This window comes from Pseudohalocynthiibacter sp. F2068 (assembly GCF_023015645.1).
In the GTDB taxonomy this organism is placed as follows: Bacteria; Pseudomonadota; Alphaproteobacteria; order Rhodobacterales; family Rhodobacteraceae; genus Pseudohalocynthiibacter; species Pseudohalocynthiibacter aestuariivivens.
The window spans coordinates 110844-127884 of sequence record NZ_JALKAK010000009.1; the positions used below are offsets into that span (position 1 = coordinate 110844).

Sequence of the window (17041 nt, forward strand, 5' to 3'; positions counted from 1 at the left end):
CATGGCCATACTCGGGTTTCTCATAAATCTTGCCGGGGCGACGATGTTGCTGCTGTTTGCTGTGCGAATGGTCAGAACAGGGATTGAGCGCGGTTTTGGCGCATCTTTCCAACGTATTCTAACCGAAAGAGAAGGCTTACTGGGTGCTTCGTCTGCCGGGTTGGGGCTTGCTGTCGTTTTGCAATCTTCTGCTGCGGTTGCGCTTTTGGTTGCTGGTTTTTCAGCGAGTGGCGTTTTGAGTTTTGGAACCGGACTGGCCGTTGTTTTGGGGGGCGATCTTGGTTCGGCTCTTATCATTCAGATCCTCAGCTTTCGACTTGATTGGCTGGTCCCGCTTCTTTTGGCTGCTGGGGGGTGGCTCTTTGTAAACAGCGATCAGCGCAGGCTTCGCCAATACGGCCGTATCGTAATGGGAATCGCGTTTATTCTGATCTCGTTGCGGTTTCTGCGCGAGGCGATGGACCCGATCCGGGAAAGTGACTTTCTTCCTGCTATCGCCGAGTACCTTGCACGCGATTATCTGACAGCGTTTCTTGTGGGTGCCGCACTTGCTTTTGTAATGCATTCCAGCGTCGCAACGATCCTGATGTGTGTCACGCTTGTTGCAATCGGGGCTATTCCGCTTGAGGCGGGTATTTCATTGGTCCTGGGCGCAAACCTTGGGTCAGCAATCATTCCTATATGGTTGTCACGCGGGATGAGCCCGCTTGCACGGCGCGTTCCTTTTGCAAACTTCCTGCTGCGCGGCAGTTGGGCGCTCGTCACACTTTTTTTGGTGAATCTGCTCCCAGTCACAACCTACTTATCAATGATGGGCCCGGCTCAAACATTGATCAATACACATATCGCTTTCAACCTGTCGCTTCTGCTTTTGGCTTTACCATTCGTACGTAAGATGGGTGGCGTCGCCGAGATATATTTTCCAGATGAAGTGGCGGAAGCCGGAATAACACTAGCAGAGCCGATAAGCGCCCTCGACAGAACCGTTCTGGACAATCCGCGCCTGGCGCTTGCCAGCCTCAAGCGCGAAATTCTTAGAATGAGCGAACTTGTTGAACGAATGGCGCATCCGGTGATGGAGGTTTACGAAAGCGGTGACAGCCGACGTATTTCTGAACTTATTGCGCTTGACCAACAGGTAAACAAAACCAGGACGGGTGTCCGTCGCTACGTCGCAGAGATGTCGACGGAAAACATGAGCAAGCTTGATGTTAAACTCGCACGCGAGCTGGCTGACTACGCGATAAATCTTGGTATGGCGGGGGATACTGTTGCGAAGCGTTTGCTTCCGCTCGCACGGGAGGTTGCAAAGAAAGAGCTGCGGTTTTCAAAGGCGGGGTGGTCAGAGCTCGTTTCAATGCATGAATGTGTGATCTCTAACATGCGTCTCGCCTCAAACGTTCTGGTCTCGGATGATCTGGAAAGCGCGCGTCTGCTTATTGCTGAAAAGGCTGAAATTGCGCGTGTCGAAAGCAAAAGCCGAAAGCGCCATTTGAAGCGATTGTCTGAAGGCGGTGCCGTTAGCTTCGAATCAAGTGATGTTCATCTTGAAACGCTGCGCGGCCTCAAAGATTTGAACAGTCAGTGTTCTGCGGTTGCTTACCCGCTGCTCTACCGTAACGGCCAACTGCTCGAAACCCGCCTTATCGAAACATTGGATGATGCTGATGCCGAAATTTAAAAACACAGCACGCCAAACGAAGGCACGAACATGTTTCACAATGGAATTTGCTCCGATCAATCCAGTCGGAGCAACCGTGCTATCGCCCGGCCTTGTTGCCGCCCAATATGACAAACGTGTGAAATTACAGAGGAGGGTTTTGAAAGATCATTGACAGCTCAAAGGCTTAAGTTCAGTCTCGCTCGAGTTAGCCATAGCTGCTACGTGTTTGTGCTAGTTGACATATGAATCTTCTAAAACAGAGGATTGGTGAGGATACTCAGATAGGCCAAGAGCCAACTCAATGGGTACAAGTTGAGTAAATAAATGATGTCGAAACAAGACACCCGGACTGGCAAGTCAGTCCGGTTTGAACAACAACGGAGAGAAAAAAATATGAAATCGCTTTTTTATTCTGGAGTCGCGCTGCTTGCGCTGGCGACCGGGGCATCTGCTGCCTCGTGCCCGGCGGTGACAGTCGCGGACATGATGGGAGTCGCCCCTGGCGCGTTCCCGCAGCAATATGAACTTTCAGAGTTCCAGTCGCTGGCGAACTGCGAAATGGAGTTCTCTGCGAACCCCGACATTGAGGCTATGAACGCCCGCATTCGCGGTAACGGTGACCTTCCGGCCCTTGCAGATCGCCTTCCGGCTGAGCCACTGGTTGTAGCACCTTACGATGCAATCGGTTCTTATGGTGGCACACTGGATGCTCTGTCGAATGCAACAGAGTCCGGAACATCAGACTTTATGTCTGTGCGCCACGTGAACCTTGTTCGTTACTCTGACGACCTTGAAACCATTGTTCCAAACGTTGCCAAAGGCTGGGAATGGAATGAAGACTTCACGCAGCTGACATTCTTTTTGCGCGAAGGTCACAAATGGTCAGATGGTGCACCATTCACCGCCGAAGATGTTGAGTTCTGGTATGAAAATCTGGCGCTTGATACAAATGTGATCGCAAGCCCGAAAGATTATGTTCTTGTTGGTGGCGAGCCAATGACAGTGGACGCGGTTGACGCAACAACTGTCCGGTTTAACCTGCCAGCGCCAAAGCCTGGTTTGCTTTCGCATTTTGCGAACCACTATGCGCAGGGCTTCCAGCCCAAGCATTTCCTTGGCCAGTTCCACCCAGCGGTTGATCCGAACGCAGATGCAAACGCGCAAGCTCTTGGTTTTGAGACCGGATATGAAGCGATCGCCGCTTACTATGGTAGTTCTGACTGGATGGATACACCGACACCTATGTTGTCACATCCTGACAAGGTTGCCGGGATGCCAGCAGACACGACACCAACTTTGGAAAGTCACATCCTGATTTCTGAAACAACGGAAGGTCGCCATCTGGTTGCCAACCCGTATTTCTTCCAGGTTGACACTGCAGGTAACCAGCTTCCTTATATCAACGAGCAGGACGAGCTTTTTGTTGGTGAAAGCGAAGTTCGCCTTCTGAAACTGGTCAACGCAGAAGTTGACTATAAATCTCAGGCGCTAAACCTTGATTATGCACCATTGCTTCTTGAAAATCAGGAAACAGGTAACTTCTCGGTTGATCTGAAACCAGAGATCGCCCTGGCAACCTTTGCTTTCAACGTAACCTCTGCCGATGAAGGCAAGCGCGAAGCGTTTGGTAACCTGAAGTTCCGCCAAGCTATGTCTTTGGCGATTAACCGTGATGAGATTAACGAAGTCGTTTATTTTGGTCTTGGTCGTCCTCAGCAGTATATTGCTTTCTCGCCAACACCTTCGTTTGTTCCAGAAGAGGTTGAGCAATACCTAGCTCAATTCGATCCGGATGCCGCAAACGCCCTGCTGGATGAAATCGGTATGGTTGATGTGGATGGCGACGGAATGCGCGAATTGCCAAATGGCGACCGGCTCGTTCTGAACCTGCAAGTTGCGACCCAAGCTATCTCTGTCAAATTGGTAGAACTTGTGGGACAAAACTGGAAAGACGTCGGCATTGATAACACGGTGAAAGAAGTTACGACGGACGAGTATCGTTCGGCGCAATCTTCGAACCAGCTTGATGTGACTATGTATGCAAAAGGCCAACCACTCGCGGTTATCCTTGGTATTTCAGAGCTGTTCATCCCGCCGTTTGACAACTATTTCAACCTGAGATCTGCAATGCTCTGGGGCGAATACATCGACTCTGACGGTGCTGCAGGTATCAAACCACCCGACTATGTTTACGGAATGATGGACGATATCAACGCGTTCCAGTCTGCAATTGCAGGGTCCGATGAATCGAACGAGATTGGCCTCAGGCTCGCTAGAACGATGGCAGAAAGCCAGTTGTTCATCGGGACTGTAAAAGCGGTCGCACCGATCTATCACTCAAACACCCTGAAGAACTTCGCAGAATTCCAAACCCAATCGTACGCGTACTATCGGACCTATCCGTACCGCGCGACGCAGTGGTATTTTGACGAATAAAGTAGTCTTCTGAAGACAAAAACTAACTGCGGGCAGTTTCGATTGCCCGCAGTTCAAAAATAAAATGAGCCAAAGAGCTTTTCCAATATCGCGGGGGCGTAAGAACCATAATGCTTCAATTCTCAAAGTTCGTAGCAATTCGAGCCTCGCTGGCGATATTAACTCTGATATTGGTTTCCTTTATCGTCTTTACCCTGATGGAACTGGTCCCCGGCGATTGCGCCGAGCGGTATGTTGCATTTAAAAACTCCCAGGGCGCCGTAATCTCGATTGCAGATATTGAAGCAGAGCGCATCCGACTTGGCCTTAACAAACCATATGTCCAGCGCTGGGGTGTTTGGATTATCAACGCATTTCAAGGTGAATTTGGCGACAGCTGTATTTTGCGCCTGAACATCAGCCAGCTTCTGGGTCAGAAATTCTGGCTAAGCCTCGGGCTTTGCCTCACGTCTTTGATGGTTGCTTATATCATCGCTATTCCTGTCGGGATTATCTCGGCAACGTCCAACAACCGTGTTTTGAACAACAGCTTGCGCCTTGTCAGCTATCTGGGACTGGCTTTACCGAATTTCTTGCTGGCGCTGATGGTGATGCTGTTTTCGACAGTAATGTTCGGGGATAGCTTGACCGGGCTATTCTCAAAAGAATTCCGGGATGCCGAATGGTCCTATGAACGGGTCATGGATTTTCTTGGCCATGCTTGGCTTCCGATCTTTATTCTGGGCTGGTCAGCAACTGCGTTCGCGATCCAGACAGTGCGAGCCTTGATGTCTGACGAGATTGGCAAGCTCTATGTCACGGCCGCAGAGGCCCGAGGGGTTTCAGGACGACGATTACTGATGCGTTATCCAGCTCGCCACGCACTCAGTCCGATCATCAATTCCTTGGGTTTTGATCTGAATAGAATTTTCAATGAGTTGCCTATTGTTGCCCTGATCCTGACGCTGACCGAGGCCGGGTCGCTTTTGATCGAGGCGCTTGCGCGGTCTAACGACCAACAGCTTGCGGGTGCGATTATTTTCATGCTGACGGGCAGTATCGTCGCGATCAACTTTTTGACTGATATAATTCTGGCGCTTACTGACCCGCGGGTTCGCCGCAGTATTGTGGGGTAAATGATATGACCGATACTTCGAACAACCAGGCATCCACCGACCAGAAACTAAAAGAGGCGTATTTTACCGCGTCTCAGGGGCAGCTTATCTGGCAAAGGTTCAAAAAGAACAAGTCCGCCCTTTTTGGTGCGTGGGTTTTGATTATTCTTATCCTGTCAGGCATATTTGCACCTTTCCTTACACCCTATGACGCGACGATTTCCGGGCGGGATAAAGACTATCTAAATGGGGCACCGCAGATTCCCAGTTTCTGTGATGACAACGGCTGCTCATTGCGCCCGTTTATCTATAGTTCTGAAAGAACCAGATCGATCGAAACCAGTTTTCGCTGGGTGACCATCGTGAACACAGAACTTGAGGGCCGTCGGTATCTCGAGTTCTTTGTTGAAGGATCGGAATACACGTATCTGTCTTTTGACATCAATTTGCCTGGTGAAGCGCTTGATTTTAGAATTCCCGGTTTCACATTCAACACTCATTTGTTTGGTGTCGACAAAGGCATGATCCATATCTTTGGTACGGACTCGACCGGCAAGGATATTTATTCCCGAACGCTGACAGCTATTAATACCTCAATGGCAGTTGGTACAATCGGGGTGTTTATTGCCTTTATCATGGCATTGGTGATTGGTGGAATCTCTGGGTATTACGGCGGTTTCCTTGACTCCAGCCTGCAGATGATTACCGATACGGTTCGGACAATCCCGAGTATTCCGCTGTTCATGGCCCTAGCCGCCTTTATTCCGGATGTATGGAGCGCCGAAACGCGGTTCCTGTTCATTTCGATGGTTCTTGGTTTGATCGGCTGGCCAACACTGGCCCGACGAATACGAACGCACCTTTTGACGGAACGAAGTCAGGAATATGTGCTGGCCGCGCAGCTTTGCGGGGCGTCATCAAGCCACGTGATCCGGCGGCACCTGCTGCCAAGCTTTACCAGCTATATCATCGTGGATCTGGTGATTTCATTTCCTTACATGGTTCTGTCTGAAACCGCGCTCAGCTTTATCGGGCTTGGGCTTAAAGACCCGGTAAACTCGCTTGGCGTGATGCTGCAGAACGTAACCAGTGCAGATGTTCTGCTGAACTACCAGTGGTACTTTATTCCTGTGATCTTCTTCATAACGCTCGTGTTGGCCTTTGTGTTCGTCGGAGACGGACTGAGAGATGCCGCCGATCCCTATTCGGATTCCCATAAATGACGCGCCTTCTTGATGTAGAAAACCTGACCCTTAAATTCAAAACGGATGAGGGTTTGATCACTGCCGTCGATAACGTGTCTTTCACGCTGGAAGCCGGCGAAGTCATGGGTCTTGTCGGCGAAAGCGGCTCAGGAAAATCAGTCACGGCAAAATCACTGATGAAGCTTAACGCATCAAACGCAGTCTATGACGAACGCACAAAGATCGTTTTGCATCTTGATGACGGCCCGGTTGACATTATGACGCTGAAAAGTTCGAAAGACTTGCGTGTTGTGCGTGGTGGTGCAATTTCGATGATCTTTCAGGAACCGATGGCGAGCTTTGCACCCGCGATTTCAATTGGCGATCAAATGGTCGAACAGTTGCAAATTCATACGGATATGAATGCTAAACGCGCTAAAGAAGTCTCAATCGAGATGCTGGACCGTGTTGGGATATCTGACGCCTCAACGCGTTTCAAGCAATACGCCTTTGAACTCTCTGGTGGCATGCGCCAACGGGCGATGATTGCGATGGCGCTTTCGACTAGGCCGAAACTGCTGATCGCGGATGAGCCGACAACCGCACTGGACGTAACCATTCAGGCGCAGGTCATTGACCTGATGAAGGATCTCGTCACCGAATTTGGCATGGGCATCGTCTTTATTACCCACGATCTGGGCGTTATTGCGCAAACGGCAGATTCCGTTGCTGTGATGTACCTCAGTCGAATCGTAGAGCAGGGGACTGTGCGCGATGTTATTCGCAGACCGGCACACCCCTATACCAAGGGCTTGCTGGCAGCGCTGCCAAGCCTTGATGACCTCGACAGACCGCTGACCCCGGTTCCGGGGGATATTCCCTCCCCGCTTGACCGCCCATCAGGCTGTGTTTTTAACACGCGTTGTTCAGCTAATCTTGGGGCAGTTTGCAGCCGCGACTTGCCAGATTTCACAACGGTTGCCGATAGTCACCGTGTGGCTTGCCATTTGTTTAACGAGGGAGCTGCAAAATGAGTGACGACCTTCTGATTGAAGCCCGTGACCTTTCAGTTCACTTTCCCATTCGTGGCGGTGGGCTCTTTGGGCCCGCTGTGGTTGTTCGCGCTGTTGAAGGTGTCAATCTGGACATCGAAAAAGGCAGTTTCTTTGGTTTGGTTGGCGAATCCGGTTCCGGTAAAACAACGCTTGGGCGCGCGTTGCTAAAGGCGGCGCCAATTTCGCGCGGATCGGTTCAATATAACGATGGTGAAGTTCAGCACGACCTGACGAAAATTGATGGCAAAGCGCTGAAAGACTACCGCTCGCGTGCGCAGTTGATTTTTCAGGATCCATACGCTGCGCTTAGCCCGCGGATGACGGTGCGGGATATTATCGCAGAGCCGCTTGAGGTTATGGGGCTGACGTCCTCGCGCGAAGAAACAGATGAACGCGTGCGCGAAATTGCTGCGAAATGCCGTCTGAACCTTGAACATCTTCGCCGTTTCCCACACGCGTTTTCGGGTGGGCAACGGCAGCGTATTTCGATTGCCCGGGCGCTTGTTTCCGGCCCACGCTTTGTTGTGGCAGATGAAAGCGTTGCGGCCCTTGATGTTTCAATTCAGGCTGATGTTCTGAACCTTTTGAAAGAGATCCAGCAAGAGATGGGTCTAACCTTTATGTTCATCAGTCATGATCTTAGTGTTGTTGCCCATATTTGCGATCATGTGGCGGTGATGTATCTGGGCAGGCTTGTCGAGTCCGCCCCGACACGAGAGCTCTTTGCCGCACCACGCCACCCGTACACAAAAGCTTTGCTATCTGCGATACCGTCGCTTGACCCGGATGCTCCGAACATCGCGCAAAAGCTGGAGGGAGAGATTCCGTCACCGACAAACCCTCCGCCGGGTTGTAAGTTCCAGACGCGCTGCCCTTACGCAACAGATATCTGCCGCAAAGAAGAACCGAAATTGGAACATTCCAGCGGTGAACATGAAGTTGCCTGCCATCATTGGCAAGATCTGATGGATTAACTGAAACCTGGCCCTGTGTCTGGCTATAGGATGAAGGGCCCTGCCAGCAGTGCTATGCAGGATAAAAATCCCAATACGGGAATCCAAACCGGAACAATGAAAACACCGTCCGGGGCTTTGGCTTTTCTAAACTTGATGGTGGCTAGCGACAGATTCACCAAAGTAAAAACCACCAGAATGATCTGCGTTGTCAGTTCTGCAAGCCGACTAATCGGAAAGAAAAGCGCCAGCACAAGAACCAATGACGAAACAATGAATGTCGAAACCAACGGTGTGTGGGTTGAAGCGTTCACACTCCCAAAGAATTCCGGAATTCGCCCTGCATTTCCAAGCCCGTAAAGTACCCGTGACGCCATGATAATCTGAATGACAATCCCATTCAGTGTCGCAACAATGGCAATCAGAGAGATAGCCAACGGCGACAAACCTGTAAGCTGTTCGAACATAAGACTGATTGGCGCCCCAGTGGTCGCAAGAGCCTGATGTGGAATTGTCATTACAGCAACCGTCGCCACAGAAAAATAAACTAACGTGACAATCAAAAGCGTCAGTATGATCGCCCGTGGCATCTTTTTGATCGGGTCTTTGGTTTCTTCCACCAGATTAACGACATCGTCAAAACCGATGAAGGCAAAGAAAGCGATCAGGCTTGTCGTGAAAGCGGCACTCATCGCCGCAGGGTTGCTTAAAGGTGGAAAGACTTCGGGAAGTCTTTGCGGGATATCCGGATGGGCCCAGATGCCAGCTATGATAATGATGAGCAGGCCTATAATTTCCAGAACCGTAAAAACGGCTGCAAATGTCACAGATTCCAGCACCCCCCAACCCGCGACCGTTCCCATAAGAACAACAATTGCAATGACGACCAATGGTTGCGGAAGATCCAGAATTGCCAAAACATATCCCGTGCCTCCAAGGGTGATCGCCGCAGCAGCCACGATAGCGGACAAGATCACAAACCCACCCGTTACGCGGGTCAGCCACGGTTTGCCAAAAGCTGCGTCCACATAGATGGCTTCGCCTGCGCTTTTGGGAAATCTTCCGGTTAGTTCAGCAAAACTGCCTGCGCTAAACGCCATCACAAAAGCAGCAATCAGAAACGAACTGGGGGCATAGATGCCTGCTTGCGCAACGGTTGCGCCGATCAGCACATAGATGCCAGCACCAATGGTAACCCCAAGACCATACAAAACAAGCAAAGGCAGCGATATTGCACGCAGCAGTTCCTGTTTTTCTGGTGCGGGTGATCGTGTGTTAAGATCGCTTTTTTTGGGATGCACGTCTTGCGTCAATTTGAAACTGCTTTCGGTTAGATTCAACGAGTCTCGGGAATGACCGTGCTATATTCGAGCGTGTGAGAGCCCGCATGCGCCCCAACCACCACGACCGGGCAACGTGCTTTATCCAGAAAATCCTGAAGTTCTTCGTTAGTTTGAAACGGACCGGCATCGATGTCGATAACAACCGTTGCCGCGTTGAAATGGGAAAGCCGTGTGAGCAAGTCTGATTTCGTGTCAAAAATTTCGCCGGATGATCCCCGTTGGTGGGCGTCTTGCAACATTTCGCGTTGTTCGCGGATTGCTGCTGAATACTCATGCTGGTCGGTGGCAATCGCAGCAATAAACAACGGTTTTTTCAGATCGTTTGATAGGTGTCTCGCCAGACTGAAGGCCGCTTTGTAGTCACGTCCCGGCTGATGAACAAGCACGACGTCTCCAATGTACTGATGGACGGTTTGGTGGCCAATCAACAGAATGTCGTGGCTACCTGTTGTTGCGCGCAAATGGCTTAGCATTTCGCCCCTAAACCGTTCGAACGTCCAGCTTCGAAAGCTCGCGCGCGCAAGATCAGAAACTGCTTTTTCAAAAGCACGGGCATCGCCGGCTAAAACCGTCAGCATTTGTTGCAGTGAAGGTGTAACTATTCGTTCTCCGGCAGGGGATACAATGCGTGAGGTCGGGAACTGCGCAATACTCAGCAACTGGTCTTCTTCAACAAGAATACCCCTGATGTCCGCCTTCGTAAGCGGCGCAAGCATTGCGGCGAGGTTCAGGGCAGGTGTCGCATCTGCATAGCAACTCGCCCCCACAATTATGCAACCAGTGGTTTCTTTGTCTTTGCTCTTGTTCATGACTCTTCCCCGTTCGGGCCGTTTTTTCCGGAACGCGCAAAGTTTTTACGGAGCTGAGCGAACTCGTACATGCGGCTTTCAACAAAGGCATTGACCGAGCCATCAGGGAAACGCCCGTTGCGGCCCCTTTTTCCGGCTTCGACCCCGGTTGCAAGTTCCAGACCCTGATCAATTGTCTCGACAGGTATAATCCGGAATTTACCCTTGCGCGCGGCGTCGACAACGTCGGGCCGAAGCATAAGATGGTCAACATTTGCCTTGGGTATCAGAACGCCTTGATGACCCGTCAACCGCCGGGTTTTGCAAATGTCAAAGAACCCCTCGATCTTTTCATTTACGCCACCAATCGCCTGAACTTCCCCGGCTTGGTTCACGGACCCGGTGACTGCGAAACTTTGTAAAATCGGAACCCCTGACAAGGCAGACAAAAGCGCATAAAGCTCTGCTGATGACGCACTGTCCCCGTCGACACCGCCATAGCTTTGTTCAAATACAATACTGGCCTGTAAAGACATCGGTACATCCAGCGCGTAGTGGGTGGCCAGATAGCCCGATAGTATGAAAACGCCCTTGGAATGAAGCGGGCCACCAAGTTCGACTTCGCGCTCAATATCAACGACTTTACCGGCACCAACGCGCACACGCGCCGTAATGCGCGAGGGGCGGCCGAAGCGATGCGTGCCAAGGTCGATAACAGAAAGGCCGTTTATCTGCCCGACGTCCTTACCGCTGGTTTTGATAAGGATCGTGTTGCGTGTGATCATTTCCTGGCTGCGATCGCGGATGCGCGACGCGCGATATTCTGCCTGGTTGATCGCTTGTTCAACGTCTGTTTTGTCGATGGTGTCGCGCTTTGCTTCGCCTGCATAATATTCTGCCTCACGTAGAATATCAGCCAATGCGCCAAGCTTGAGCGATAGCCGCTTGCTATCCTCGGCCATCCTGACCGCTTCATCCAGCAGACGGGCAACTGCGGTAGCTGTCAGCGGGCGCAAGCCGTCATGTCGCGCAGATGCAGCAATCAAGCGGGCGAAAAGCTGAAGCGTTTTCGGAGTGCGTTCCACATCTTGTTCAAAATCGGCCTGAACTTTGAACAAAGCGCTGAAATCTGGGTCAAACATAACCAAAAGCGCATGAAGATAGCGATCACCAATCAACACGATGCGCACATCCAGCGGAATTGGATCTGGTTCAAGTGACGTTGTAGAAACAAGGCTAAGCCGTTCTGACATTGAAGTGATTGAGATCGCTTTGTTGTCCAAACACCGCTTAAGGGCATCCCATGCGAAAGGTTCGCTCAGCAACCGACGGGCATCCATGACCAGATACCCCCCGTTTGCACGGTGAAGCGCGCCGGGTTTGATCAGGGTAAAGTTGGTCATAAGCGCACCCATGTCAGACACATGTTCGATCCGACCGGTCAGGTTCCCCAAAGTGGGAAGGCTTTCTTTTTCCAGCGGTGCGCCTTCGCCTTTGTTGCCATTGTGCGAAACCATGACATTGACGGCATAACGTTGGAAAATTGGTTCCCGGTGGAATTTCAATATCGCCTGCGGGAAGGGGCCCTGATCGCCACCCTGGCGAACCTGAAGAAACAATTCTGCATTGGTGACCATGTCGCCGCGAACCGCCTCGAGGTACTCTTTGATTGGTTCGACACCCAAAAATTTTTGCTGTACCTGTTTGATTTGTCCTGCAACAGCCTGTTCCGCCAGTTCGGCGTGCAGTCTTTCCAACCGCCGCCGGTGTTCTTTTTCAAGAGCCGGGAAGGTTTTTAGAACGGCAGACAGTTCTTCCTGCAGGGTTTCTATTTTTGACGTTATCGCATCTTGATCGTTTTGGCTGAGTTTCTCAAAAACTTCGGGCTTTATAATCTCGCCATCTTTTATGGCGGCCAATGCAAACCCGACTGGCGTGCGCAGTACCGCAACGCTCTGTTCTTTTGCGTGATCCACAAAATCCGAAAATGCGGTTTCATGTCTTTCGCCGAACTCCTGTTCAATTGAACGGCGTTGGGTTTGGTAATCTTCTGATTCAAAGAGGGCAGGGATTTCGACCGCCATATCGTCTACAAGTTCTTCCATCGCAGATTTCAATTGCTCAGCCATGCCCGCAGGAAGTCGCAGCGCATGAGGCTTGTGCGGTGCGTCAAAGTTGTTGACGTAGGCCCAGTCGCAAGGAATGGGGCGTTTTTCGGCTTGTTCCCCCAATAGTTTTTCAACAGCGCGGTGGCGTCCGGTTCCTGAAGGACCAAGAACAAATAAGTTAAAGTCCCTGTGGGATATCCGCGCTGACAGTCGCAACGCGTCCATCGCGCGTTCTTGTCCGATTAACCCTTGGATGTCTTTCAATTCTTTGGTTGTCTTAAAGGTAAAGGCAGAAGGGTCGCACTCGCGCCGCAACTCTCCCACCTCTAGGGGCAAGGGCATATTGCGTCTGCTTGGTTTCGCTTTGGACATAACCATCATCCCACTATTCTATGAACTGACTATGAAGGTCAGTCAGGATCATAGCATTGACTTGCGTCAAAACGAATATTTCGCGTGTTTGCTTCGCAAGGCGAAAAATTCGGCTTCTGTTCAGACAATTAGTTCTAAATACGTGCGATGTCGCATTCTGCGCGCAAACGTTCAGTGCTTGCTTTAGTGCAAAGCGCTGTCGCGTCTGTTGTAAGGGCGGAAGAGGCTGCAGCGACGCCCCATTGGAAAGCAATGGCATGCGGCTCACCACGTGACAGGCTAAGCGTCAGTGCCGCGAGAAAACTGTCGCCCGCACCCGTTCGGCTTTTGATGGCGACCTCTGCAGCCGTACAAGTCAAACATTCGTCTTTGCTCACCAGAACAGAACCGTCGCGCCCGCGCCCGACAATAATGACGTTCGCGACACCCGCTGCGACACGGTCAGCGGCAAACGCAATATAATCGCGTTCATTTACAAGAGATCGGCCAGATACATTTTCTGCTTCACGTTGGTTTAGTCTTACCAGATACGGCTTGTGCTTTGGCGCTGATACGGTCTGTTTAAGGGCTGCGCCGGAGGTGTCTACTAACAGTTTTGCACCTGCATTGTTTGCAATATCTGCTAGGGTTGAAACGATATCATCAGGCGTGCCGGGTGGCATGCTTCCACTAAGAACAATATAGCGATATTTCGGTGCCGCCTCTTTAATTTCGGATAGCGCGCGGGCCGTTTCTTCTTTTGCCCAAACTGGCCCGGGTAGGACAAAACGGTACTGTGCCTCTGTGCTGTCATCCGTGATCATAATGCTTTGGCGGGTTTCTCCGGGTCCGTCGAAAGGCAGAACAGTAACGCCGAGTTCTTCCAGCAAGCAAAGCAGGGTTGCCCCGGTTCGCCCGGCAGTCGCGACAAAGGCGGTGCTTGACCCGCCCAGTATCTGAGTTGCGCGGGAGATATTGATACCACCACCACCTGCGTCGACCCTGGGCGTGGCGCATCGCAGTTTTGGCCCTGCAACAACGCGTTCGACCGATGTGGAAATGTCCACCGCAGGATTCAGGGTGATGGTCAGAATTTTTGACATGTGACCTCATATAGCACCTGTAAGCCAGATCATTGATAGATTGTGCGAATGGCCCGCTCTTTGATCAGGATCAATCGAAGAAACGGCGATTGGCTGTAGACTAGATCAGTAACGCAAACCCCCATCGGTTGCCTGACACAGAATTCAATTGGGGGCAGGCGAACAAGGTGTAAGACATGACCTGGCGAAGGAATATGTACAACAACAGGGCGGATGCTGGCGCGCTTTTGGCCGAAGCGCTGCCAACGCCTGATCCAAAAGAAACTGTGGTCATCGCGTTGCCGCGCGGCGGTGTGCCTGTGGCTGCGGAAATTTGCCGGGCCTTTGATCTGCCCCTTGATTTGGCTTTCGTACGTAAAATTGGCGCGCCGGGCCAGCCCGAGCTTGCTGTTGGGGCCATTGTCGATGGCGATCAGCCAATGATCGAAGTGAACGAACGGATTGCGCGGGCTTTCGAGTTAAGCAAGACGGATATCAAGGCGATGGGTGCTGCACTGTTGCCTGAAATCGAGCGTCGCAAGGAACTCTACCTTGGGGGGCGGCCTCGCCCATCCCTAAAAGGAAAAACACTGGTCGTTGTCGATGATGGTGTCGCGACCGGTGCTACACTTCGCGCTGCATTAAAAGCGCTCAGACAAAAGAACGCCGCACGCCTAATCCTTGCGCTTCCCGTCGCACCGCCTGGCACGATCGAAGCGTTCAAGCCGTTGGCTGATGAAATGATCTGCCTTATGACGCCCGGCAGTTTTATGTCTGTAGGGGCCTATTATCACAGCTTTCCTCAAGTCAGTGACGCAGAGGTTATTGCGATAATGGAACAGTTTTCAGAAGGTCGCAAAAGTGGTGCCTGATCTAGGGAGCCGCGAACGGTTGCTTTTGTTCAGTTATTGAGTTCCCCTGCAGTGCGCGTAGTGCATTCAGAATGACAACCACATCAATCACTTCCTGCAAAAGAGCGCCCTGAACAGGGGTGATATGACCAAAGGCGGCAGCAAACATGCCAAGCAATGACAGCCCAATGCCTGCATAAACACTTTGTAGTGCTATATTTCTGGAACGGCGTGCGATCTTTAGGGCCGAATGAATGCGATCAAGCCGGTCAACCAGCAAAACGACATCAGCAGCTTCGGCTGATGCCGCGGCACCACGGGCACCCATTGCAACACCGATATCCGCGGCTGAAAGGGCGGGCGCATCGTTCACACCGTCCCCGATCATCATGACCGGGCCATTTTTGCGCTCTACCAGCACGACTCTGATTTTCTGTTCCGGCGTCAATTCGGCATTGATGGAATCAAAATCAAGGCCATCAACAACCTCTTTGGCAACATCACGTCTGTCTCCGGTCGCCAGAACGATGCGGCGAACACCGAAATCCCTGATGTTCTTCAAAAAAGCGTCAGTACCGTCGCGCAGGCCATCGGCAAATATCAATTCACCAACCCACTGACTATCTACCGCCATCGCCACGCTGATCGCACCGGGTGTTTCGTGCGAATTCGTAAGATTTGATGGATCGAGACCAATTTTATTTGCCACAAAGGCGCGGCCGCCCAAGATAACCTGGCGCCCGTCAACATTGCCTTCCATGCCTTCCCCGGCCGTTTCTTTGACAGATTTTGGTATTGAAAGGTTCAAACCCTGATTTCGTGCCTCTGCGACAAGCGTCTGGGCGATTGTGTGTTTCGATGTCTGGTCAAGCGAGGCGGCAATGCGAAGCATTTCCTGCGCGCCCATCTCTGTCGTGGCGGAGGTGGCCACAATATGCGCCTTGCCGTCGGTCAGCGTTCCGGTCTTGTCCAGAACAAAAGTCTGAACCTGCGACATGAGCTCCAGAACTTTGGTGCCCTTTATCAAAATGCCGTGGCTTGCCGCGCGCGAAAGCCCCGAAACCAAGGCAACAGGGACAGCAAGAATAAGCGGGCAGGGCGTTGCCACCACAAGCACGGCGACAGCGCGTATCGGATCATCCGAGAGGCCCCAGGCCGCACCCGCAATTGCGAGCGTTGCGAACAGGAAATAGATCGCAAACCGGTCAGCAAGCCGCGTCATGGGCGCTTTGCTTTTTTGGGCTTGCTCAACGAGACGCACAATACCTGCATATGTACTGTCAGCTGCTTTTCGTGTGGTGACAATATCGAAGGGATCACCAACGTTGGTTACGCCGCTCATGACAGCGTCACCAACGGAATGCCGTGCGGGAAGGGACTCTCCGGTCAGGGCGGCTTGGTCCAGTACTGCAACACCCTCTGAAACTGTTCCGTCCGTGGGAACGATATCTCCGTTCCGCACCAAAAGGCGGTCGCCCGGGATGACGTCATCAAGAGCAACTTCTTCCAGTTCTCCATTAAGGTGACGCAATGCGGTGCGCGGGACACGAGAGAGTAGCGCTGTCATTTCGCGCCGGGCACGGTGCGCTGCATAGGCGTCAAGATACTGCCCACCCGCATACATCAGCGCCACAACCGCAGCGGCCAGGTGTTCCCCAAAAACCAGAGCGGCTGTCATCGACAGGGCTGCAATTATGTCGAGACCATAGTCGCCCCTGTGCAGGCTGACCCATATCTCTGCGCATAGTTTTGCCAGAACTGGCAAGGTTGCCGCGACCCATAGAACAGAGGCGGCGGTAGCGTTTCCATACCAAAGCGCGGCAAGACCCAGGATCAGACCCAACAACGGGATCGCCACAAAACCTGAGCGGAGTATATTTATAGCTTTTTGAGGCGTCATTGAGCGCTTCTATCGAACGCAAACTTATGCGTCCCTAAGCGCGGAGTGCGACAGATAGTTCTTGATGGGGCGTTCAACATTTCAAAACTTCTGCAGATTTGGCCGCGAACGGTTTGACTGAGGACGATCAACTTTAAAGCTACCAGTACAATTTTCGTAAAAAATTGATACGGATCAAGCCAGCAGAAAATTGTTTCTCTACAATCGCTTTACAGGATTTCGACATATACAGA

At 51.8% G+C, this 17041-nt stretch carries 12 protein-coding genes; 7 read left to right on the plus strand and 5 right to left on the minus strand.

Annotated features, from left to right (window positions below; translation table 11 throughout):
• The first annotated feature begins 1 nt into the window (after nt 1).
• From MWU63_RS12025 to MWU63_RS12050, 6 genes are all read left to right on the plus strand, one after another.
• The gene (locus MWU63_RS12025) at nt 2–1681 is read left to right on the plus strand and encodes a Na/Pi cotransporter family protein (RefSeq protein WP_213889932.1); all 1680 of its coding nucleotides are present in this window, start codon (nt 2–4) and stop codon (nt 1679–1681) included.
• A gap of 375 nt (nt 1682–2056) precedes the next feature.
• On the plus strand, nt 2057–4099 hold the full coding sequence (locus tag MWU63_RS12030; protein WP_213889930.1) for an ABC transporter substrate-binding protein: 2043 nt from the start codon (nt 2057–2059) through the stop codon (nt 4097–4099).
• A gap of 110 nt (nt 4100–4209) precedes the next feature.
• On the plus strand, nt 4210–5214 hold the full coding sequence (locus MWU63_RS12035; protein WP_213889929.1) for an ABC transporter permease: 1005 nt from the start codon (nt 4210–4212) through the stop codon (nt 5212–5214).
• A 5-nt stretch (nt 5215–5219) separates the two neighbouring features.
• Nucleotides 5220–6416, plus strand: coding sequence for an ABC transporter permease (locus MWU63_RS12040; protein WP_213889928.1), 1197 nt, complete (start codon nt 5220–5222; stop codon nt 6414–6416).
• A complete protein-coding gene (locus tag MWU63_RS12045; RefSeq protein ID WP_213889926.1) occupies nt 6413–7411 on the plus strand; it encodes an ABC transporter ATP-binding protein in 999 nt (332 codons plus the stop codon). The genes MWU63_RS12040 and MWU63_RS12045 overlap by 4 nt, the downstream gene beginning before the upstream one ends.
• A complete protein-coding gene (locus MWU63_RS12050; RefSeq protein WP_213889925.1) occupies nt 7408–8406 on the plus strand; it encodes an oligopeptide/dipeptide ABC transporter ATP-binding protein in 999 nt (332 codons plus the stop codon). Before MWU63_RS12045 ends, MWU63_RS12050 begins: the two co-directional genes overlap by 4 nt.
• A gap of 23 nt (nt 8407–8429) precedes the next feature.
• Here the strand turns inward: MWU63_RS12050 and MWU63_RS12055 are convergent, their stop codons facing one another.
• The 4 genes from MWU63_RS12055 to MWU63_RS12070 all read right to left on the minus strand — a co-directional run bounded on the left by MWU63_RS12055 (nt 8430) and on the right by MWU63_RS12070 (nt 14078).
• Entirely contained in the window at nt 8430–9698 is a 1269-nt protein-coding gene (locus MWU63_RS12055) for an amino acid permease (protein ID WP_246531741.1), read from the minus strand.
• A 23-nt stretch (nt 9699–9721) separates the two neighbouring features.
• Nucleotides 9722–10537, minus strand: a complete 816-nt coding sequence (locus MWU63_RS12060; RefSeq protein WP_213889923.1) for a hypothetical protein — start codon at nt 10535–10537, stop codon at nt 9722–9724.
• Nucleotides 10534–12996, minus strand: a complete 2463-nt coding sequence (locus MWU63_RS12065) for an AAA family ATPase (RefSeq protein ID WP_247078024.1) — start codon at nt 12994–12996, stop codon at nt 10534–10536. Before MWU63_RS12065 ends, MWU63_RS12060 begins: the two co-directional genes overlap by 4 nt.
• A 134-nt stretch (nt 12997–13130) precedes the next feature.
• Nucleotides 13131–14078: a 1-phosphofructokinase family hexose kinase gene (locus MWU63_RS12070; protein WP_213889920.1), complete on the minus strand. Its 948-nt coding sequence runs from the start codon at nt 14076–14078 to the stop codon at nt 13131–13133.
• Nucleotides 14079–14254: 176 nt separating this feature from the next.
• Here MWU63_RS12070 and MWU63_RS12075 point away from each other — a divergent pair, with 176 nt between their 5' ends.
• Nucleotides 14255–14929, plus strand: a complete 675-nt coding sequence (locus MWU63_RS12075) for a phosphoribosyltransferase family protein (protein WP_213889919.1) — start codon at nt 14255–14257, stop codon at nt 14927–14929.
• A 1-nt stretch (nt 14930) separates the two neighbouring features.
• Here the strand turns inward: MWU63_RS12075 and MWU63_RS12080 are convergent, their stop codons facing one another.
• The gene (locus MWU63_RS12080; RefSeq protein ID WP_213889918.1) at nt 14931–16808 is read right to left on the minus strand and encodes a heavy metal translocating P-type ATPase; all 1878 of its coding nucleotides are present in this window, start codon (nt 16806–16808) and stop codon (nt 14931–14933) included.
• Between the last annotated feature and the right edge of the window lie 233 nt (nt 16809–17041).